General features: G+C 63.5%; 19 protein-coding genes. 13 read left to right on the top strand and 6 right to left on the bottom strand.

What is annotated here, in order from left to right; all coding sequences use genetic code 11:
• Positions 1-5: 5 nt before the first annotated feature.
• The 5 genes from ACKVEX_RS09815 to ACKVEX_RS09795 all read right to left on the bottom strand — a co-directional run bounded on the left by ACKVEX_RS09815 (position 6) and on the right by ACKVEX_RS09795 (position 6,853).
• Positions 6-1,586: an indolepyruvate oxidoreductase subunit beta family protein gene (locus ACKVEX_RS09815; protein WP_473215537.1), complete on the bottom strand. Its 1,581-nt coding sequence runs from the start codon at positions 1,584-1,586 to the stop codon at positions 6-8.
• Between the two features lie 18 nt (positions 1,587-1,604).
• Positions 1,605-3,818: a thiamine pyrophosphate-dependent enzyme gene (locus ACKVEX_RS09810; protein WP_473215536.1), complete on the bottom strand. Its 2,214-nt coding sequence runs from the start codon at positions 3,816-3,818 to the stop codon at positions 1,605-1,607.
• A gap of 124 nt (positions 3,819-3,942) precedes the next feature.
• Complete coding sequence (locus tag ACKVEX_RS09805; RefSeq protein ID WP_473215535.1) at positions 3,943-5,247, bottom strand: TRAP transporter large permease; 1,305 nt, start codon at positions 5,245-5,247, stop codon at positions 3,943-3,945.
• Between the two features lie 27 nt (positions 5,248-5,274).
• Positions 5,275-5,772 (bottom strand): TRAP transporter small permease, encoded by a 498-nt coding sequence (locus tag ACKVEX_RS09800; RefSeq protein WP_473215534.1) that lies wholly within the window; start codon positions 5,770-5,772, stop codon positions 5,275-5,277.
• Positions 5,773-5,815: 43 nt separating this feature from the next.
• Positions 5,816-6,853, bottom strand: coding sequence for a TRAP transporter substrate-binding protein (locus tag ACKVEX_RS09795; RefSeq protein WP_473215533.1), 1,038 nt, complete (start codon positions 6,851-6,853; stop codon positions 5,816-5,818).
• A 570-nt stretch (positions 6,854-7,423) separates the two neighbouring features.
• Here ACKVEX_RS09795 and ACKVEX_RS09790 point away from each other — a divergent pair.
• From ACKVEX_RS09790 to ACKVEX_RS09745, 10 genes are all read left to right on the top strand, one after another.
• Positions 7,424-7,942: a MarR family winged helix-turn-helix transcriptional regulator gene (locus tag ACKVEX_RS09790; protein ID WP_473215532.1), complete on the top strand. Its 519-nt coding sequence runs from the start codon at positions 7,424-7,426 to the stop codon at positions 7,940-7,942.
• 164 nt (positions 7,943-8,106) lie between these two features.
• Entirely contained in the window at positions 8,107-10,425 is a 2,319-nt protein-coding gene (locus ACKVEX_RS09785; protein ID WP_473215531.1) for a bifunctional salicylyl-CoA 5-hydroxylase/oxidoreductase, read from the top strand.
• A 12-nt stretch (positions 10,426-10,437) separates the two neighbouring features.
• A complete protein-coding gene (locus tag ACKVEX_RS09780) occupies positions 10,438-11,250 on the top strand; it encodes an SDR family NAD(P)-dependent oxidoreductase (RefSeq protein WP_473215530.1) in 813 nt (270 codons plus the stop codon).
• 169 nt (positions 11,251-11,419) lie between these two features.
• Entirely contained in the window at positions 11,420-12,265 is an 846-nt protein-coding gene (locus ACKVEX_RS09775; protein ID WP_473215529.1) for an enoyl-CoA hydratase family protein, read from the top strand.
• Positions 12,266-12,342: 77 nt separating this feature from the next.
• Positions 12,343-13,497, top strand: a complete 1,155-nt coding sequence (locus ACKVEX_RS09770) for an acyl-CoA dehydrogenase family protein (protein ID WP_473215528.1) — start codon at positions 12,343-12,345, stop codon at positions 13,495-13,497.
• Positions 13,498-13,529: 32 nt separating this feature from the next.
• A complete protein-coding gene (gene kynB / locus ACKVEX_RS09765) occupies positions 13,530-14,165 on the top strand; it encodes an arylformamidase (RefSeq protein WP_473215527.1) in 636 nt (211 codons plus the stop codon).
• Entirely contained in the window at positions 14,162-15,409 is a 1,248-nt protein-coding gene (kynU, locus tag ACKVEX_RS09760; protein WP_473215526.1) for a kynureninase, read from the top strand. The genes kynB and kynU overlap by 4 nt, the downstream gene beginning before the upstream one ends.
• A gap of 13 nt (positions 15,410-15,422) precedes the next feature.
• Positions 15,423-15,872 (top strand): acyl-CoA thioesterase, encoded by a 450-nt coding sequence (locus tag ACKVEX_RS09755; protein ID WP_473215525.1) that lies wholly within the window; start codon positions 15,423-15,425, stop codon positions 15,870-15,872.
• Positions 15,872-16,267, top strand: coding sequence for a RidA family protein (locus ACKVEX_RS09750; protein WP_473215524.1), 396 nt, complete (start codon positions 15,872-15,874; stop codon positions 16,265-16,267). Before ACKVEX_RS09755 ends, ACKVEX_RS09750 begins: the two co-directional genes overlap by 1 nt.
• Positions 16,268-16,453: 186 nt before the next feature.
• Entirely contained in the window at positions 16,454-17,017 is a 564-nt protein-coding gene (locus tag ACKVEX_RS09745) for a hypothetical protein (RefSeq protein WP_473215523.1), read from the top strand.
• Positions 17,018-17,046: 29 nt separating this feature from the next.
• On the opposite strand, the gene ACKVEX_RS09740 is transcribed toward ACKVEX_RS09745, so the two are convergent.
• Positions 17,047-17,619 carry a hypothetical protein gene (locus ACKVEX_RS09740; RefSeq protein WP_473215522.1) on the bottom strand — a complete coding sequence of 191 codons (573 nt, stop codon included), beginning with the start codon at positions 17,617-17,619 and terminating at the stop codon, positions 17,047-17,049.
• Positions 17,620-17,635: 16 nt separating this feature from the next.
• On the opposite strand from ACKVEX_RS09740, the gene ACKVEX_RS09735 reads away from it, so the two are divergent.
• The 3 genes from ACKVEX_RS09735 (at position 17,636) to ACKVEX_RS09725 (ending at position 20,731) form a co-directional block, all read left to right on the top strand.
• Positions 17,636-18,199: a GNAT family N-acetyltransferase gene (locus tag ACKVEX_RS09735; protein WP_473215521.1), complete on the top strand. Its 564-nt coding sequence runs from the start codon at positions 17,636-17,638 to the stop codon at positions 18,197-18,199.
• A gap of 91 nt (positions 18,200-18,290) precedes the next feature.
• A complete protein-coding gene (locus tag ACKVEX_RS09730; RefSeq protein WP_473215520.1) occupies positions 18,291-18,875 on the top strand; it encodes a peroxiredoxin in 585 nt (194 codons plus the stop codon).
• A 224-nt stretch (positions 18,876-19,099) separates the two neighbouring features.
• Positions 19,100-20,731: a hemerythrin domain-containing protein gene (locus ACKVEX_RS09725; protein ID WP_473215519.1), complete on the top strand. Its 1,632-nt coding sequence runs from the start codon at positions 19,100-19,102 to the stop codon at positions 20,729-20,731.
• Positions 20,732-20,783 lie beyond the last annotated feature (52 nt).

Raw genomic sequence — 20,783 nt, 5'->3', positions numbered from 1 at the left:
GTGGTTCAGGCCGGGTTGCGGCTGAGACTAGGGTTTCCGGGGGAGGTCGGCGCCAGGCGCCCCAGCGCTTCATCCAGCGTGCGTCCCTGCTCGTCCGCCAATGCAGCGACGCGCAGGTCTCGGAGCCGGGTGGCGGCGTCGGCCTGTCCGGCCAGCGCGTCTGCGGCATTCATCAGTTTGCGGAACCGGTCGTCACCCCGTTCATGGGTACCCGAATAACCCTTGACCAGACGACGACAATTGAGGACTTCCACCGCCAGGTCGTAGTCCCTGGCGACCAGGTGCTTTGCCCGGGCCAGCCAGTCGTGAATGCCGGCAAACTCGATCTCGTGTCGCAGCGTCCTTCTACGGAAACGACGCATGCCGGCCAGGCCGTAGAGCGACAGAAACCACAGCAGCGTGCCAGACCTGATCCGACGCCCCTTCTCCATGCGACGCTTCACGAAAGCGCCGATCGATGTCGATCGTTGCAACCAACGGCCAAGGCCCGCGGGCAACGTTCCGCATATCTCCTCTAGACGAGGATGCATGAACTCGGTCGTGTAGACGATCTGATCGCCGGTGGCGCCCACTTCGGCACGCACCCGTTCGAAACGACTGCCGCGGGTCTTCAGGTCGGCAACCCGGATCACGTCGTCATAGGACATCGCGACCGCGAGATAGCGCGCGGCCGCGTGGCTGAGTGCCCATTGCCGTTGTTCGCCGCGATGTTCGCGGTCCATTCCATGCAGCGCGGCAAGGAGGTCCAGATACTCGCCCGCATAGTCGAGATCCTGATAGTCGATCAGACGACGCAGGCCGGCTACCAGCATTGGCTGAAGCGCGGCCGGAAAGCCGTTGCGAACCTTGCCGAGCAATGCGTTCACGGCCGGATCGCCGGCTGTGTCAGGGACGTCCGGTTGGGCGCGGCTGGTGTCGATCTGGTCCGGCCTTGCGGGTGCCGCGCGGGCGGCATCGTAGGCGTGCGAAAAAGCACGCAGGCTCGCGTCGACGCCCTTTCCGGAGTGCCGGATCGTGTCTTCGAAGGCTTCCCGGGGGAATGGCAGGGCATCGCTGCCGGCGATCGCACCGAACAGGCTGGCGGAGATCACGCTGCCCGCTTCGTCAGCCATCTTCTGAAGATCGAAACAGACCATTCGCTTCGCAGCTTCACGGCCGGCATCGATCACCTTGTTCGGATCGCCTATGCCATTGCCCAACGCCGCCTTCTCGGCGACGGCCAGACTGCGGTGGCTCGACGTGATCAGCAGCGTACGGTCAGGGGTCACCAGGCCTCGCTGCATCGCGCGTCCGGCTTCCATCAATTCGGCGGCCACGACCAGGTCGACATCACCCGGGGTCGGCATCATCGCGAGAGCGGGCGGGCGGCCGGCCCGGGCCACTGCGGATTCCGGGATCAGCTCCAGATAGTAGATCGTCGCCCCGGTGCGTTGCGCAACCCCCGGCACAGATGTCGTCTGGGCCCACCAGTGCCCGGATTCCGCCATCTCAACGATCCAGTCGGCCAGTACGCCGCCACCTTGACCCCCCATTGCGAGGATCGCGATCTTGATCGGCTCGTCATCGAACAGCGTGATCTTGTTCATGCGCTCGATCTTCCTTTCTCACAGAGCGTGGCGAGCGAGCCGCGCCGCACGACGACGCTGCAGGAAACCGATCACCGACGCCCGTATTCGCGCAATGAAGCGGTCGAAGCCGCCTGGATTGTGAATGACGTCGGCACGGTAGAAGGACGGGCAGAGCACCGCGGCTTCGGCCACCTCGCCGCAGTTGCCGCATGCGACGCAGCTGTTGTCTACATGGGCGACAGGATCTTCCTTGAGCGGATCGCCACTGTCCTTGACGGTCAGCGACGGGCAGCCCGAAAGACGGATGCAGGCGTGGTCTCCGGTGCACACATCAGGGTCGACGCCGAAGCGCTGCTTCACGACCCGTTGGCCGGATCTCACGGCCTGGTTGAACAATGGCTTTTCGCGACGCTGGCGGTTCAGCATGCACTCGGACTGCGCAATGATGACCTTCGGCCCCTTCACCGGCGTGGTCAGTGCTTCCTCCAGGGTCGCCTCCATCTTCGCGACATCGTAGGTCCGGTCGATCACGCGCACCCACTCGACGCCGACGCCTCGCACCGCCTTGTCGATCGGATTATTGGTCATCCGGTCGGGGTTCTTCGCCCGGGAGGACAGGATGTCCTGTCCTCCGGTCGCGGCCGAATAGTAGTTGTCGACGATGACGATCACGCCGTCGTATTTGTTGAAAACGGCGTTGCCGATGCCGGACGCGAGACCGTTGTGCCAGAAGCCGCCGTCGCCCATGAACGCGATCGCACGCTTGTTCGACCTGACGTTGAAGGCGGACGCACTGGAAGCGCCCAGGCCATAACCCATGGTCGTGGCACCGAGGTTGAACGGCGGCAGGATCGAGAACAGGTGACAGCCGATATCGCAGGAAATGTGGTGTTCGCCCAGCTTCTGCTGCACCAGCGTGACCGCCGAGAAGATCGGCCGTTCGGGACAGCCTACGCAGAACCCGGCAGGCCGGGCGGGTACGACGCCGGACAGGTCGGCGATTTTCGGATGAAAGATGATCGGACTCGCTGCCGGTTTGCCGACGGGCGCGTCATGCTTGACGTCAGCCAGAACGGTGACAGTTTCGTCTGCCACCGCGGGTGCCTGGGTCGCGAGCACATCGGGTCGATGGAGCTGCAGAAACGCATCGATACCCTCGCGCATCACCTGGGTCGTGTATTCCCCTGCCAGGGGCAGCACGTCCTTGCCGGACAGATGCGCGAGCACCCCATGCTTGCGCAGGATGGAATGCAGATTCTGTTCAATGTAATCGGGCTGTCCCTCCTCGAGCAGCAGCACGGCCTGCTTGCCCTCGCAGAAGCCGAGCACTTCCTCATCGATGACCGGGTAGGTGACGTTCATCACGTACAGCGGTATGCGCGAATTGCCGAAGCTGTCGGCCAGGCCGAGAAGCTGCAGCGCACGAATCACCCCGTTGTAGAGTCCGCCCTGGAGAATCAGTCCGATGTCCTCGATGTCACCTTCGAAGAACTCGTTGAGCTTGCGATCTCGGATGAAGCGAACCGCCGCCGGCCAGCGCTGCTTGATCTTCTCGTGCTCATGCACGAAGGACGCCGGCGGCAGCACGATGCGACTGGTGTCACGTACCGGGTTTTCCAGCGCCTGGGCCAGCGTGAAGCTGGGGCGCCGGTTCTCCTTGGTGATGAAGCGGCCATGCACGTGACAGGAGCGAATCCGCATCTCGAGGATGACCGGGGTGTTGCTGGCTTCGGACAGTTCGAAACCGTCCTCCACTGCCTTCACGATGGACTCGAGGTTTGGGCGGGGGTCGAGCAACCACATCTGCGATTTCATTGCAAAAGCGTGGGTGCGCTCCTGGATGATCGACGAACCCTCGCCGTAGTCCTCACCGACGATGACCAGTGCGCCGCCGGTGACCCCGCCCGATGCGAGGTTGGCCAGGGCGTCTGACGCGACGTTGGTGCCGACCGTTGACTTCCAGGTCACCGCGCCACGGATCGGATAATTCACGGAGGCTGCGAGCGTGGCCGCCGCCGTGGCTTCCGAGGCGCTTGCCTCGAAATGCACGCCGAGCTCCTCGAGAATGTCGTTCGCATCGGCGAGGACGTCCATCAGATGCGAGATCGGCGAACCCTGATAGCCGGCGACATAACCGACACCCGATTGCAGCAGGGCCTTGGTGACGGCAAGAATGCCTTCGCCGCGAAACTCCTCGCCGGCCGGGACCTTGAGTTGCTGTACCTCCTGTTTGAACGAACGTTCAGCCAAGGTGCGTCTCCCCGTTCGAACGCCGGCAGCACTCCGACGCCATTGTTGGAGCTGGGTGCCCGGCATCGATAACCATCCGGACCAGCAAGACCACTATCGGTTCAGTCACTGTCTCGAGTTCCGTTCAGCCAAGCATCGCTTTGGGCAGGTAGAGCACCATGTCGGGGAACACCCACATCAGCCCGATGCAGATGACGTAGGCGAGCAGGAAGTAGCTGACGCCCCTGAAGATGGTGCGGACCGGGATGTCAGGCGCCAGTCCATGAACGATGAACACGTTCACGCCGACGGGCGGGGTGATCGCACCCATCGTCGTCACGATCGTGAGTATCACGGTGAACCAGATCGGGTCATAACCCAGCGCGGCAGCCAGCGGGAAGAAGATCGGGATCGTCACCACGAGAAATCCGAGCGCATCCATCAGCGCGCCACCGATCAGATAGATCAGCAGTACTACCAGAAGGATCGCGAACGGTTCCACCGGCAGCGACGTGGCCCAGTCCGCGAGCTCGAACGGCAGGCGCGAGACGGTCAGAAATCGGCCGAAGAGCACGGCGCCGGTCATCAGCAACATGACCATCGCGGAAATTCGCAGGGTTTCGACCAGAGACTGGATGATCCCCCTGAGTGACAGACGTCGACGCAGCAGACCCACCATCAGCGCGCCGAAGGCACCTGCCGCACCGGCTTCGGTCGGCGTGAACCAGCCCAGGTAGAGCCCTCCGATGACGAGCATGAAAAGGATCATCGTCTCGATCACGCCCGACAGCGACGACAGCTTCTGCCTCATGCTGGTCCGGGGGCCGATCGGACCGAGCTTCGGGTCGCGCAGGCACAGGAGCAGGATGGTCAGCAGAAACAGCGCCGTCAGCAGCGCGCCCGGGATGATGCCGGCAAGGAACAGGCGCAACAGGGACTGTTCGGTCTGCATCGCGATCACGATCATCACGACGCTAGGCGGAATCACGATACCGAGCGTACCGCCGATGGCCACCGCGCCGCTGCTGAGGGTCGGGTGATAGCCGTATTTGCGCATTTCCGGCAACGCAATCGTTCCCATAGTGGCCGTCGTGGCGGAGTTGGAGCCGCATATGGCCGAGAAACCCGCACTGGCGAGGACGGTGGTGCCGGCGAGCCCGCCAGGCAGTCGACCGAACCAGGTGTAGGCTGCGTTGTAGAGTCGTTCGGTGATCCCGGCGCGGTAGGCGAACTGCCCCATCAGCACGAAGAGCGGGATCACGCTCAGTCCATAGGACGAGAACTGCGACCACACATTGGTCGAGAGCAGATGGGTTGCCGCCGGTACGGACAGCAGGTAGGCATTGCCGAGCACACCGGCGAGCAGCATCGCGAAAGCGATCGGCATGCCCAACAGCATGAACACAAACATGACTGCCAGCCCGATCAGGGCAACGGTGACGGGATCCACTGGATATATTCCTGCCGGTTCGGGGTTCTAGGAGCGACCGTGCGGAACGAACAGATTGATCGTCGCGCGCACGAAATCGACCAGCAGGCTGAGCGCAAGCCCTGTGCAGCCGACTGCGACCACATACACCCATGGATAGACGACGACTCTCAGCGTTTCGGACAGGGAGCCGGTGCGTTGAAGAACCTGACCGTATTTCGCGACATACCAGGCCACGGCGACAAAAAGGAGCAGAGCCAGCAGGCAGGTCACCAGGTCGACCGCGGCTTTCAGGCGGGGACCAAAACGGTTTTCGAGCAGTTGAACTGCGACATGTCCCTTATGCTGCTGGACGGCACCGAGTGCAAGCGCCATGGCACAGGCGGAAAGCCAGCCGATCACTTCATAGGAACCGGCCAGTGTCACGCCCCATGCCCGCAAGACCATGTCGGTCACCGTCAACAGCAACAATGCGAGCAGTGCGAGGCCAGCGAACCAGAGCAACACCTTATTGACGAATGTGCTGAATCCCTCGAGCCATTTCATCACAGTCTTCTCCAGTGGCGTCCCGTTTCGCTGGTCGATCGGATCAGTCCGCCTGCTGCGCGGCGAACTGGTCGCGCAGTTCGTGCAGGCGCTTCAGATAGCCCTCGGCGTCGAAGCCCTTCGCGGTCAGGTCCCGCACCCATTCCGCTTCCATCGGAGCCAGCTTCGCATCCCAGTTCGCACGCTCTTCGTCGGTGAGCGAAACGACTTGCAGGTTATGTTCCTTCTTGCTCCATTCCAGGGCCGCCCCGACGTTCTCGTTGTCGTGATAATTTCCGGTCCAGGTCGCCATCTCGGGACCCAGTTCGTCGATCACGGCCTTCACGTTGTCGGGCAGACCCTCCCAGCGCTTACGGTCCATGACAGCGGCGAAGCTGACCACGACGGTCGGGTAGTCGGTGACGTACTTCAGGGATTCGGCCAGCCGGAAATCCTGCAGAACCTCGCGCGAGGTCATGGCCCCGTCGATTACGCCAGTCTGGACGGACTGAGGCACTTCCGGCATGGGCATGCCGATCGGCGCGGCGCCGAGCGCGCTGAGCACCGGAACGCCGGTCCCCGCCGCGCGAAGTTTCATGCCGCTGAGCTCGGCTGCGTTCGAGGCCGGCGTGCGTGACATGATGTAGCCCGGTTCGTTGGTGAACATCGCGATCACCTTGAAATTCTCGAACTCCTTGGGCTGGACTTCCTGGGTCAGCGCCCACAACGTCTGACTTGCGACCGTGGCGTTGGGGAAGCCGAGCGGCAACGAGGTGCCGGCGGTCAGCGGAAACCGGCCCGGATCATAGGAAGGCGCACCCAGGCCGATATCGGCGACACCACTGCTTACACCGTCAAACATCTCGCGTGCGCCGAGCAGGGTGCCGCCCGGGAATGTCTGCACCTGGACCTGACCGTTGGTGCGCTCGTTGATCTGCTGCGCCCAATGTTCCATCTGCCTGGCCGGGAAGGTCGTGGCCGGTGCAAAGAAGGCGTATGTGAGCGTGATGGCCTGAGCATTGACGACCGCGGGAGAAGCGAGAACGACCAGGCCTGCGATCATCGAACAGAGTCGAGTGGAACGAAATGTCGAGCGATTCATGTTGTCACCTCATGTTTGTGGGCATAACAGGTCAAACGCGTGCCGTCGGGTAAGACACGTGATGCTGCTCTCCAAGCACGGTTCAGGCCCGATCGACGCTCGGTGATAAAAAACTTTCGACCGTCGCCGAAAACGACCATCCTGACCTCGGATCTCCTTGCGTGGCATCGAACCGATGCCTTTGCTTCTGTCCTGATAAATAATTTAAGGATAAAACAATCGGGGGTCAATAGAAAACATGAAATTTCATCTGGTTTGAAAAAATGCATGCAAAGACAATTACATAGTTGACTCCTTATGGTGCATCGCCGCACTGGAGTGGTGCAGATGATCCGGCATTGAAAGCATCGGCTATTCTGAACTTGAACCCGTCGGTACGCACCTGTGACTCTGGATTCATTGATGCGGAAGTCGCCGCGGCGTCTCGCTGCGCTTCCTACTTTCTGGTTCAGAAGAGGGATTGGAAAGATGCTCCGGCTGACTAGACACGGTTGCCCGGTGGTCAGCGGTTCGGGTGTGCCGCGGTTTTCGTGCTCAAATATAGTCTCGATCATTGACGAGGAAATGCGTGTGAGCGCGCTCCCGCACGAGAATGCCGGCAAGGGCGACCAGGAAGGGCCGGCTCGACGGCCGCGCTTCATCGACGACTACCTGCCGTATCTGCTCGCTCAGGCCAGTCAGCGTATTTCGGGGGAGTTTCACCGCGAGGTCAACCGTGCAGGTCTGTCGGTGACCGAATGGCGCATCCTGGCAAGCCTCGAAGGGAGCGACGGGGAGAGCATCGGCACGCTCGTTCAACTGACGTTGACGAAGCAGCCGACGCTGAGCAAGGTCGTTCAGCGCATGGAAGCCGAAGGCCTGGTCCGGCGTCACGGTCTCAGAGCCGACCGGCGCCAGACCCTGGTCAGCATCACACCGCACGGACATCGTCTCACCGAATCGCTCAGAGCGCGCGCTCGTCAGCATCAGGCAGCCATTCTGGAGCCTTTCGGACTGGACCAGGCCATGACCCTGATCGGCATGCTGAAGGCGCTTCTCGCCCTTCATCCGCATGCGGGGTCGATCGACGAGGATCGCAGAACGCGGTGACGGCAGCGACCGTCGGGCGCGGGATCAGGGACCGCAACGAGTTCGGGCAGGGTGTTGACAGAATAGTTTAGACATGAAATATTATTCGCTAAATGGGCAGGCATCGTCGATGTCCTGCAAGCCTGACCCGGCCGAGCCTGCCGGACAATCGAAGGAGCGACAGCATGCGCATCGTATGTATTGGCGGAGGACCGGCAGGACTCTACTTCGCGATCCTGATGAAGAAGCTCAACCCGTCCCACTCGATCACGGTGGTCGAACGCAACAAGCCCTATGACACCTTCGGCTGGGGCGTGGTCTTCTCCGACGCCACGATGGATAACATGCGTGAGTGGGATCCGGTGACCGCCGATGCGATCCAGGTCGCGTTCAACCACTGGGACGACATCGAACTGCATTTCAAGGACCGCTCGATTCGCAGCAGCGGTCATGGGTTCGTCGGCATCGGGCGCAAGAAGATGCTCAACATCCTGCAGGACCGCTGCGAACAGCTTGGCGTGGAGCTGGTGTTCGAGACGGACGTCGAGTCCGATGCAGAGTATCCGGATGCGGATCTGATCATCGCCTCCGACGGGATCAACTCGAGGATCCGCAGTCGCTACGCGGACGTCTTCAAACCGGACATCGTGACGCGGCCCAACCGCTACATCTGGCTGGGCACGAACAAGCTCTTCGATGCGTTCAACTTCATCTTCGAGAAAACCGAGCACGGCTGGTTCCAGGCGCACATATACAAGTTCGACGACCAGACGACCACCTTCATCGTCGAGACGCCGGAGCATGTCTGGAAGGCACACGGGCTCGACCAGTTCAATACCGACCAGTCCATCGAATTCTGCGAGAAGCTGTTCGAGAAGCACCTCGACGGTCATCCGCTGATGAGCAATGCGCGCCATCTGCGCGGCTCGGCGTGGCTCAACTTCCAGCGGGTGAAGTGCGACAAGTGGTACCACTTCAACGGGAAGAGCCATGTCGTGCTGATGGGGGATGCGGTGCACACCGCGCACTTCGCGATCGGGTCCGGCACCAAGCTCGCACTCGAGGATGCGATCGAACTCACCCGTCTGTTCAAGGAAGAGGGCGACACCGCGGAGCACATTCCCGATGTACTCGCCCGATACCAGCAAGTGCGAAACATCGACGTGCTGCGGCTGCAGAATGCGGCCTGGAATGCGATGGAGTGGTTCGAGGTCTGCGACGCGCGCTACTGCGACACGCTCGAGCCGGAGCAGTTCATGTACTCCATGCTGACCCGCTCACAGCGGATTTCGCATGAGAACCTGCGTCTGCGCGATGCACAGTGGCTGGAGGGCTACGAGCGCTGGTTCGCGCAAAGCGCGGGCGTGCCGGTCAGACCGGATGAGCAGGCGCCGCCGCCGATGTTCACGCCCTACACGCTGCGTGGGCTCACGCTTGCGAACCGGATCATCATGTCACCGATGGCCATGTACTCGGCCGACGACGGTGTCGCGGGGGACTTTCATCTGGTCCACTTCGGCTCGCGCGCGCTCGGTGGTGCGGGCCTGTTGTACACCGAGATGACCTGTGTATCGCCGGATGCGCGCATCACGAAGGGCTGCGCCGGAATGTACAAGCCGGAGCATGTCGGTGCATGGAAGCGAATCGTGGATTTCGTCCATGCCAATTCTGGTGCGAAGATGGGTATCCAGCTGGGGCATGCCGGCCGCAAGGGTGCGACCAGGCTGGCCTGGGAAGGCATCGACGAGCCGCTGGAGTCGGGTGCGTGGGAGCTGATTTCGGCATCTGCACTGCCTTACCTGGAACACTCCCAGGTGCCGCGTGAAATGAATCGTCACGACATGGACCGAGTGAAGGCCGATTTCGTGCGCTCGACCGAGATGGCTGCGGAAGCCGGTTTCGACATTCTCGAGTTCCACTGCGCACATGGCTACCTGATGTCGAGCTTCCTGTCGCCGCTGACCAATCGACGCACCGACGACTATGGTGGCACGGTCGAGAACCGGGCGCGCTATCCGCTGGAGGTTTTCGCCGCCATGCGTTTGGCATGGCCTGCCGACAAACCGATCTCGGTCCGTCTGTCCTGCCACGACTGGTTCCCGGGCGGCAATACGGCCGACGATGCGGTCGAACTGTCGCGCCTGTTCAAGGCGGCCGGTGCCGACATCATCGACTGCTCGTCGGGCCAGGTGTGGAAGGGCGACAAGCCGGTCTATGGCCGCATGTACCAGACGCCATTCGCCGACCGGATCCGCAATGAAGTCGGTATCCCGACCATTGCGGTGGGCGCGATCTTCGAGGCGGACCATGCCAACAGCATCATCGCGTCGGGCCGTGCGGACCTGTGCGCGGTGGCCCGACCGCACCTGGCCGATCCGTACTGGACATTGCACGAGGCGGCCAAGGTCGACTTCCCGGGGCTCGCGTGGCCGAAGCAGTACCTGTCCGGCCGCGCGCAGTACGAGACCAACCTCAAGCGTGCCGCCGCGGTTGCGGGCGGTTGAGGCGGCTTCGGTATGGAGACACTGACCAGGTCGGCAGGCAGTCCGCCGGGCACCGATCTCGCGGGCTCACACGCAGTGGTCACCGGTGGCGGTAGCGGCATCGGAGCGGCCATCGCATTGGAACTGGCACGCCTGGGGGCGACGCTGACCCTGGTGGGACGCCGCGCCGACGCGCTGGAGGCGATGCGTGCGCGTCTGCACGGGCAAGGCCACGGCATCGCGGTCGCCGACATCACCGATCATGACGCGATTCATGTGGCACTGGATCAGGCCGCAGGCGCACGCGGACGGGTCGACATCCTGATCAACAATGCTGGGGCGGCCAGAAGTGCGCCGGCGGCGCGCACCCCGCTTGAACTGTGGAACGAGATGCTCGCGGTGAACCTCACCGGCACCTATAACTGCGTGCACGCGGTCTTGCCGGGCATGCAGGCGGGCAGGGCTGGCCGCATCGTGAACATCGCCAGCACGGCGGGGCTGGTCGGGTATGCGTATGTCTCCGCCTACTGCGCGGCCAAGCATGGCGTGATCGGCTTCACGCGCGCGCTGGCGCTGGAAGTGGCTAAGCAGGGCATCACCGTCAATGCGGTCTGCCCGGGGTATACGGACACGCCACTGCTTGGGGATGCGCTGGACAACATCGTCGCCAAGACGGGGCGCAGCGAAGACGAAGCCAGGACGGTGCTTGCCGCAAGCAATCCGCAGGGGCGCCTGGTGAGTCCGGAGGATGTGGCGTGCACGGTGGCCTGGTTGTGTCTGCCCGGATCGGAGGCGATCCACGGGCAGGCGATTCCGGTGGCCGGTGGCGAGGTCATGGCCGGTTGAACCATGTCGATGTCCATGTGACATCGAATGAAGCAAGAATCGATTGCACGGCTGGCGTGCTTGCCACAGGCACGCGGTGCCAAGTGATCAACGGACAACGCAACGGACTGCCGCCACCAGCGAGGACATGGTTGCACCACGATCGAACAACAGAATCAGGAGAACGGAAATGGCTGAACTGTCGATGCAGGACCACAAGCGTCCCTTCAAGGGCTACAGTGCGCGCCACTTTCAATGGACGTGTTCCGAGGATGGACGGGTCGCGACGATCACGCTGAACCGTCCGGACAAGAAGAACCCGCTGACCTTCGACTCGTATGCCGAACTACGCGACCTCTTCCGCGACCTCAATTATGCGAACGACGTGCGGGCGGTAGTCATCACCGGCGCCGGCGCGAACTTCTGTTCGGGCGGCGACGTGTTCGAGATCATCGAACCGCTCACCCGGATGAGCATGCCGGAGCTGCTCGAGTTCACGCGGATGACCGGCGATCTGGTCAAGGCGATGCGCAAGGCACCGCAACCGATCATCGCCGCGATCGACGGCATCTGCGCCGGGGCCGGCGCGATGCTTGCCCTCGCGTCCGATTTTCGCCTCGGAACGCCCGACACCCGGACGGCCTATCTGTTCACGCGCGTCGGCCTGGCGGGCGCGGACATGGGGGCCTGTGGCCTGCTGCCGCGCATGATCGGACAGGGCCGGGCCACCGAGCTGCTGATGACCGGCCGCGCGATGAGCGCCGACGAGGGGCTTGCCTGGGGTTTCTTCAGCGCCTTGCATCCGTCAGCCCACGTGCTGGACAAGGCGCTCACGCTGGCGCGCAACCTTGCCGATGGGCCGTGGTTCGCGCATACCGTCACCAAGACCATGCTGAACCAGGAATGGAACATGGGCATCGAGGAGATGATCGAGTCCGAAGCCCAGGCCCAGGCGATCTGCATGATGACCGGTGATTTCCGCCGTGCCTTCGAAGCGTTTGCGGCCAAGCAGAAGCCCGTCTTCGAGGGCAATTGAGGGCCGGCAAGCAATGCTGCTTCACGAGCGTTTCCTCACCGGCCCGAGGCTCAGGGCCAACGGGTAAGGCTTAGACAATGGACAGAACCTCTCTCGAACTGCCGTTCTTCGGCCCCGAACACCGCCAGCTGTCGAACGCGATCTTCGACTGGGCCACGGACTCGATGCCGCAGGTCGATCATCATGACACGGACAACGCCTGCCGCCAGCTGGTGTCGGCACTCGGTCAGGCCGGCTTCCTGCGCTACTGCGTGCCTGCGGCCCATGGTGGCGCGCTGGAAGAACTGGACTCGCGTTGCTTGTGCATCGCACGCGAAACCCTGGCGTATCACGACGGACTGGCCGACTTCGCGTTCGCGATGCAGGGGCTGGGTAGCGGCGCGATCACCTTGGCGGGCAGCGAGTCCCTGAAACGCGAGGTCTTGCCCCGAGTGGCCGCGGGCGAATGGATCGCCGCCTTCGCGCTGACCGAACCGGATGCCGGCTCGGACGTCGGGGCGATGGCCTGCGAGGCGCGGCTCGAGGGCGACCACTACGTGATCAACGGCGAGAAGACCTGGATCTCCAATGGCGGTATCGCCGATGTGTATTGCCTGTTCGCCCGCACCGGCGAAGCGCCCGGCACGCGAGGCATTTCGGCCTTCGTCATCCAGCCGGACATGCCGGGCTTCGAGGTCGCCGAACGGCTGGACGTGATTGCGCCGCATCCGCTCGCACGGCTGCGTTTCACCGACATGGCGGTGCCGGTCGCGAATCGCCTGGGTGCTGGTGGCGAAGGCTTCAAGATCGCGATGCGAACACTCGACATCTTCCGCGCGTCAGTGGCCGGGGCTGCGCTCGGCTTCGCGAGGCGGGCTCTCGACGAGGCACTGAGCCATGCGTGTGGCCGCAGGATGTTCGGCCACACGCTGGCCGATTTTCAGCTCACGCAGGCGAAGCTCGGCGACATGGCCACGGACCTCGATGCGGCGGCGCTGCTGACGGCGCGCGCCGCGTGGAAACGTGACGTGCAGCGCCAGCCGACGACGCGCGAGGCGGCGATGGCGAAGATGACCGCGACCGAAAACGCGCAGCGGGTCATCGACGCTGCGGTGCAGATGCACGGCGGCCAGGGTGTGCGTAGCGGCGTCAAGGTCGAGTCGCTGTATCGCGAGATCCGCGCGCTTCGCATCTACGAAGGTGCGACCGAGGTGCAGAAACTCATCGTCGCGCGCGAATTGCTCAAGCGCTGACGCCCACACGGTCCATCTGGAATCCCGTCGGCATGCTCATCGACATCAGCCCCGCCATTCATCCGTCGCTCCCGGTGTGGCCCGGCGACGCACCGGTCGAGTTCGAGCGCACCTGGAGCATCGGTCCGGAGTGTCCGGTCAATGTGTCGAAGATCAGCCTGTCGACGCACACCGGCGCGCATGTCGATGCGCCGTTTCATTTCGACGCAGACGGTCAGACCATCGACGAGTTGGCGCTGGATACCTATGTCGGCCGGTGCAGGGTCATTCATGTCTTCGGTGCGCGCGGGACGATCACACCGCAGCAGGTGGCTGGTCATTTAGAAGACTGCCCGCCGCGCGTGCTTTTCCGCACCTACGAGATGGCGCCGCAACGCGCTTGGGACAGCGCATTTTGCGCGATCGCGCCTGAAACCATCGACCTGCTCGCGGCTGCGGGCGTGCGGCTGGTGGGGCTGGACACCCCGTCGCTGGATCCGGAAAGCTCGAAGACCATGGACGCCCACCTGGCGGTATGCCGTCACGGTATGGTCATCCTGGAAGGCCTGGTGCTGGACGCTGTCGCCGAGGGGGACTACGAACTGATCGCGCTGCCGCTCAAGCTCGCGGGACTGGACGCATCGCCTGTGCGCGCGGTGCTCAGAACCATCGATGGACGGAGGGCATGATGATGACGACACGATCCTTCCTCGTTCAGCGCGATGCCGAGGATCCACTGCGTGGCTTTCGCGCGCGTTTCGCACTGCCGACCGGCGTGATCTATCTCGATGGCAACTCGCTCGGCGCACGACCGGTCGCGACCGGCGAACGCTTGCGCCACGCGATCGAGCACGAATGGGGCCAGGACCTGATCCGGAGCTGGAACAGTGCCGACTGGATCAACCTGCCGGCGCGGGTCGGCGACAAGATCGGCCGGTTGATCGGTGCGCGGGACGGCGAGACGGTGGTCGCGGACTCCACGTCGGTGAACCTCTTCAAGGTGTTGGCTGCCGCGCTCGCGCTACGCCCCGGTCGGCACCGCATCGTGTCCCAGCGCGACAACTTTCCCACCGATCTCTACATGGCCCAAGGGTTGGCCGGCTTCCTTGGAAAGGGGCATGAACTGGTGCTGTTGCCGGACGATCCGGATGTCGAGACGGTGGAGTCCGCACTGGACGACGACACCGCGGTGCTGATGCTCACGCATGTCAATTACCGCAGCGGCCGCATCCACGACATGGAGCGCCTGACGACTGCGGCGCATGCGGCTGGCGCGCTGACGATCTGGGATCTTGCCCATTCGGCTGGCGCCCTCGTGGTCGACCTGAACGCGGTGCACGCCGATTTCGCGGTCGGTTGCGGTTACAAGTATCTGAACGGCGGGCCCGGCGCGCCAGCCTTCCTGTGGGTCGCCGAGCGGCACCAGAATGGTTTTTCGCAGCCGCTGTCCGGCTGGATGGGACATGCCGCGCCGTTCGCGTTCGATGCCGACTATTCCCCGGCCCCGGGCGTCGCCCGCTATCTGTGCGGAACGCCGCCGGTTCTGGCGACGACGGCACTCGAATCCGGGGTGGACCTGATGGTCGAGGCCGACATGACCCAGATCCGGCACAAGTCGGTCGCACTGACCGAACTGTTCATCGAACGGGTCGAGGTCCGCTGCCCTGGTCTCACGCTGGCCAGTCCAAGGGATTCGCGCATCCGCGGCTCGCAGGTGAGCTTTCATCATCCGCAGGGCTATGCACTGATGCAGGCGCTGATCAGTCGAGGGGTGGTGGGCGACTTCCGCGCACCGGATATCGTCCGCTTCGGTTTCGCGCCGCTCTATGTCGGCTACTGCGACGTATGGGATGCGGTCGAGACCCTGTCCGACCTGCTGAGCACCGGCGCCTGGGACAGGCCCGAGTTCCATGCACGCGCTGCAGTGACCTGAGGAGGCCTGTCAGATGAACCCGACCCATCAGCCTGCCATGGCGTCCGCCGACGGCGTCTTCGTCGCCCATCACCCGGTGCGGTTTTCGGACTGCGATCCGGCCGGCATCGTGTTCTTTCCGAACTATTTCCGCATGCTCAATGCGGTGGTCGAGGATTGGCTCGCCCACATCGGCCACCCGTGGACCGAACTCCTGGTCCGGCAACGTGTCGGCACGCCCACGGCACAGCTCGACACGCGTTTCGAACGACCGTCGCACTTCGGAGACACGCTGCGCTTCGAGCTCGGTGTCGAGAAGCTCGGCAATGCGTCGCTGGTCCTGCACCATGCCGTCAGTTGCGGCGGCGAAACCCGTTTTACCGCCGATCAGGTGCTCGTGGCGACCTCGCTCGACACCCATCGTGCAATTCCCTGGCCGGCGGATGTCCGTGCGGCCATCGCACATTTCAAGGAGAAAACGTGATGCACAGAGTTCTTCAACCGGAAGGATGGATGCAACCCAAGGGTTACGCCAACGGCATCGAGGCGCGCGGCCGCCAGATCTTCGTGGGTGGGCAGGTCGGCTGGAACGGACAGTGCGAGTTCAAGAGCGACGATCTCGTGCAGCAGACGCTGCAGGCGCTCCAGAACATCCGCGACGTGCTCGCGGTCGCCGGTGCCGGGCCCGAGCACATGACGCGCATGACCTGGTACCTGATCGACAAGAGGGAATACAACGCGCGACTCAAGGAGATCGGAGCGGTTTATCGCGAGGTGATGGGCAAGAACTTTCCCGCGATGACGGCAGTTCAGATTGCCGATCTGGTCGAAGAGGGTGCGAAGGTCGAGATCGAGGTCACCGCAGTCATCCCGGACTGAACCGACAGCCTCCTGGTCCGCCTCACGAAGATGGGCGCACAACGGGTCGACAGCAAATGGTGCAAAGACGTCCCCGGGTGACAGGATGCAGTTGTTGTTGCCAGACGTAATAGCCTTCGCCCTCGCGCTTCGATTCGCCTAGACTCGGAGCATTACGTGCGAGCACTTTTCACTGACGGAAATCTCATGATCGATCTGAATCTTATCGGCAGATTGGCCGCTGCCATCTCACTCGGCGCGCTGCTGGCCACACCGGCGTACGCGCAAAGGCTGGACGGCGCTGGTGGCGGCCGAGTCGAGCGGGCGGAGCAGCATGGGCAGCAGGGGCGTGGACAGGCTCAGCCTCCAGCCAGGGGCGGACCTCAAGGCAACCGCGGCGGAAACCGCGATGAGCAGCGGGCCCAACGCGACGGCCGGGCGGACGCGCCCGCGATCAGCGTGCATTTTACGGATCGCCATCGCACCCAGGCCAGGAGTTACTATGCTGACCAGATCCGCGCGGGGCATTGCCCGCCCGGTCTGGCGAAGAAGCGCAACGGCTGCATGCCGCCCGGACTCGCAAAGAGGTGGCGGCTGGGTCAGCCTCTGGGTCGTGACGTCAGCTTCTACGATCCGCCGTCGGCGATCATCAGGGCCTTTGGCGCGCCGCCGCGCAATCACCGCTATGTGCGGGTCGACAATGACCTGCTGCTGATCGAGATCGGCACCCGACTGGTCATCGACGCAATCGAGGGCCTCGGCAACATGTAGACCCCCATGGAGCGGGCGAGGGCGCAGGCTCAGCGTTGTACCGGGTTCAGCACTGCCGCCTCGCATAGCAGCGTTCGTTGCTGCTCGAGGTAGTGCAGCCAGGCTAATCGGGCGCGCCCGTGGGCCTCGGCCATATCGATCGGATACCTCAGCAGGCTCTCGACGGCTCTCGGCCCGTCTTTCCAGGACAGCATGCGTAGCGGTAGCAGCACCTCGGTGCTCACGCTCGCGGCGTGCGCGTCGCTGACGAGGCGATGCGCCGCCTCCTGCGTGCGTCGGTACAGGCTGACATGGTCCGGATGCGTCTCGCTTGCCAGGTCGGCGAGCATCTCCGTGATGTCGAATATCGTGATCAAGACCGTCCTCTTAGTGCGCGGAAGTGCGCGGTAAGCAGCATTCGGAATCGATTCGGCACATCTTGTGGTGATTATGCAAAAAAAAGCGGGTGTCGCGATACCCGCATGCGGCAATCCTGCAACAGATGCGAGTTCTTCTCTGCGGACTTTCTCACGGATCACGCACATGCCGGAATCGATGCCGGGTCCGGTATGCTTCCAGTCGAAACCATGCGGGAAGATCTTGATAAGCGCCAGTCCGGTCACGCTCGAAGGATATGGTGTGCGGCTCGAACCGCTCGCGCCAGGTCATCGGGACGAACTCGCCTCGGCGGCGGACGGCCGCCTGTGGGAGTTGTGGTTCGCATCGGTCCCGGCGCCGGATCAAACGGCTGCATATGTCGCCCAGGCGCTCGCGGGACAACAGGTGGGGCACATGCTGCCATGGGTGGTGCGGGAGTCGGCCAGTGGAGCGATCTTCGGCAGTAAGCGCTTTCACGACATCGTGGCCGCGGCCGATCGTGTCGAGATCGGTTATACCTGGTACGCGAAGCGCTTGCAGCGCAGTCATCTGAACACGGCCTGCAAGCTGCTGTTGCTGGCAAATGCGCTCGAAGCAGTAGGGTGCAAGGTGTTTGGCTTGCGCACCGAGCGTTTCAACTTTTCATCGAGGCGGCCGATCGAGGCCCTCGGCGCACACAGGGACGGCATCCTGCGTCACCATGCACTGCGCGCCGACGGTTCGGTCCGCGACACGGTCATGTACGGCATTCTGGCGAGCGAGTGGCCGGACATCAGACGTCACCTGGAATTCCGCCTGCAGCGATGGCAGGAAAGGGGGAACTGAGTGTCGCGGTAACTCGCCGGCCGAGGGTAGCATTCCGCCCGCGTATTTGCGCTAAAGATCCCGGCTCCGAACATTCAAGCATGGAGACAACATGACCAAGAATCCTTTCGATATGTCCGACGACCCGGTCGTGCCGCTCGATGACGGCGCCGCCGACCACCTCGCCGGCATGTGCCTGCCCGACGTCGCGCTGCAGAGCACCGATGGCACGGTGGTGAATCTCGCCCACCTTGCCGGCGCCTGGGTGATCTACGTGTATCCGCGAACCGGACGCCCCGGTGAGCCGAGCCCGGATGGCTGGAACGAGATTCCCGGTGCGCGCGGCTGTACGCCGCAAGCGTGCAGCTTCCGCGACCACCATGCCGAACTGGCGGAACTGGGAGTCAGGGTGACCGGATTGAGCGCACAGAGCAGCGAAGATCAACGCGAGGCACGCGACCGGCTTCATCTGCCTTTTTTGCTGCTCAGCGATGCGTCGCTACAGTTGAAGGGCGCGATACGAATGCCGACCTTCGTCGCGGCCGGCAAGGAGCTGTACAAGCGCATGGCGATCGTCGTGGTCGATGGCCGGATCGTAAAGGTCTTCTATCCGGTGTTTTCGCCCGCGCGGAACGCGGAAGAGGTGCTGGCCTGGCTCACGCAGAATCGCGAACTCATCCCGGTCGGAAGCGCCTGAGCCGCACTGGCACTGGCCGGGGGCGTGACGTGAGGCGTCGCGCCGAGCGGCCCCGTCGATTCGCGAGTGCCAGGCTCGTCCGACGGTCGCGTCGAGTATGTCCGCGAACGTCAGGGACTGGCGTAGGTTCGCTGATTCGACATAATGTAGGCGGACGCCGGGAGGCGGGGACGACAAGGTGAGGTCGGCCGCCGATCAGTAACTAAGTTTGCAGGATGACCCGCATGGAACAACTGGCGTGGAGTGACGCGCTGATGACCGGTATCGACGTGATCGACCGCCAGCACCGTGGACTGGTGGACATGGTCAATGCGACCGCGAAAAGGCTGGTCGGCGATGACGAGCTCGGTGCCGAGGAGGTTCGCGCGCTGGTCGGGTATCTGAAGGATTATGCCGAGGTCCATTTCGGTACCGAGGAAGCGCTGATGGCCTTGTGCGAATTGTCGCCCGGCTACGCTCAAGACCATCATCGGAAGCATTCCCGCTTTCTGTCGCATGTGGATGACATGCTCGACCAGCTCAGCGAACGTGCGGTGCCGGACGGTCGTCAGCTTCTGCGCTTTCTCGGACGATGGCTCATCGGTCACATCCAGGGCGAGGATCAGGGGCTCGCCCGGAAGCTGCGCGCTGCGCAGAAGGGTGCCACACGCGAACTTGGCGATCTTGCCGCAGCCGGTTCGACGGCTGGCCCCTCCAGCGCGATCGCCGTTGCACCGGCCTTCGATCTCGCGCTCGCGCAGGGCACTGCCACGCTGCATGCGAGCGAGGAGGACGTGCTGGCGCTGATCGACAAGGATGCGAACGCGGCGGTGGTGATTACGCTCGACGTATCCCTGCTTCCCGGCGTCATTGTTCACGCCAATGCGGTAGCGGCGAACTTCTTCGGATCCGATCCAGAAGGACTTCAGGATCGATCCAGCGCGGCGCTGTTCTCGGCGGCACAGATACAGCGCCTGCCGATCGTGATGAGTCAGGTGCTGATGTCCGGTCGCTTCGAAGGGCTGATCGAGTGCGTCGGGACGGACGGGGTGGCCAGACCCGTTTCCGCGCGCATCACGCATCTGGTGCTGCACGGACGGATGGCGATCCTGATCGTATTCTCCGTGCCGGCGGCGTCGGCGAACGCGTTCGCTGCGACTGGGCCGGCGCACGTGCCGGGCGGACGCGTGCAATCGGACGAAACGATACTGGCCCTTCACCCGTTGTTCCAGGACCTCGCTCGGGACGAGCTGGGCATGCTGGAGGGAGTCGCCAAGCTGATCCGGCTTTCCAAGGGGCAGACCCTGTTCCAGAAGGGGGACGAACCGGCGGGCCTGTTCATGCTGGTCAGCGGACAGATCAGTCTGGTCGCATCCAACAGTCGCAACGAGGAGCGGGTGCTGGATATCGTCGATCCGCCCGGGGTTCTGGGCGATGTCGAGATCTTCGCACGGCGCCCGTCCAGCGTGACCGCGCAGAGCCTGGCGCCGTCGGTCCTGCTGTTGATACCGGCCGATATGTTGCGTGGCCTGCACTTATCCAGTGTTGCGTTCGCGGCAGCCGCCGCGACCCATCTGGGGATGAAACTGTATCGATCCACCGCCCGGATCGAGGCCTTGACGCTGCATACCGCGCTGGAGCGGATCATCGATCATCTGCTGGAGCATGCGCGTCCTGTCGATGACGGTGGCGTCGAGGCGGTGCTGCCGGCACAGAAGCAGGTGATCGCGTCCTATCTGGACATCAATCCCTCCTCGCTGTCGCGGGCCTTCCAGCTGCTTGCCGAGAAGGGTCTGCTCACGATCAGCGGCCGCTATGTTCACATCCTGGACCCGGCCGGTCTGGTCCGGCTGCGCGCGCAAGGCGCGATCGGCTAGCCGGGCGCAGTCCGCCGTCGCAAGCGCTCGGGCATCGGTCCGTCGGAACCGG

Origin of the sequence: Denitraticella aggregata, assembly GCF_048158365.1 — a bacterium.
Lineage (GTDB): Bacteria > Pseudomonadota > Gammaproteobacteria > Burkholderiales > Rhodocyclaceae > Azoarcus_F.
The sequence above is the reverse complement of the archived record's forward strand: the minus strand, read 5'-3'. Positions and strand labels throughout refer to the sequence as shown.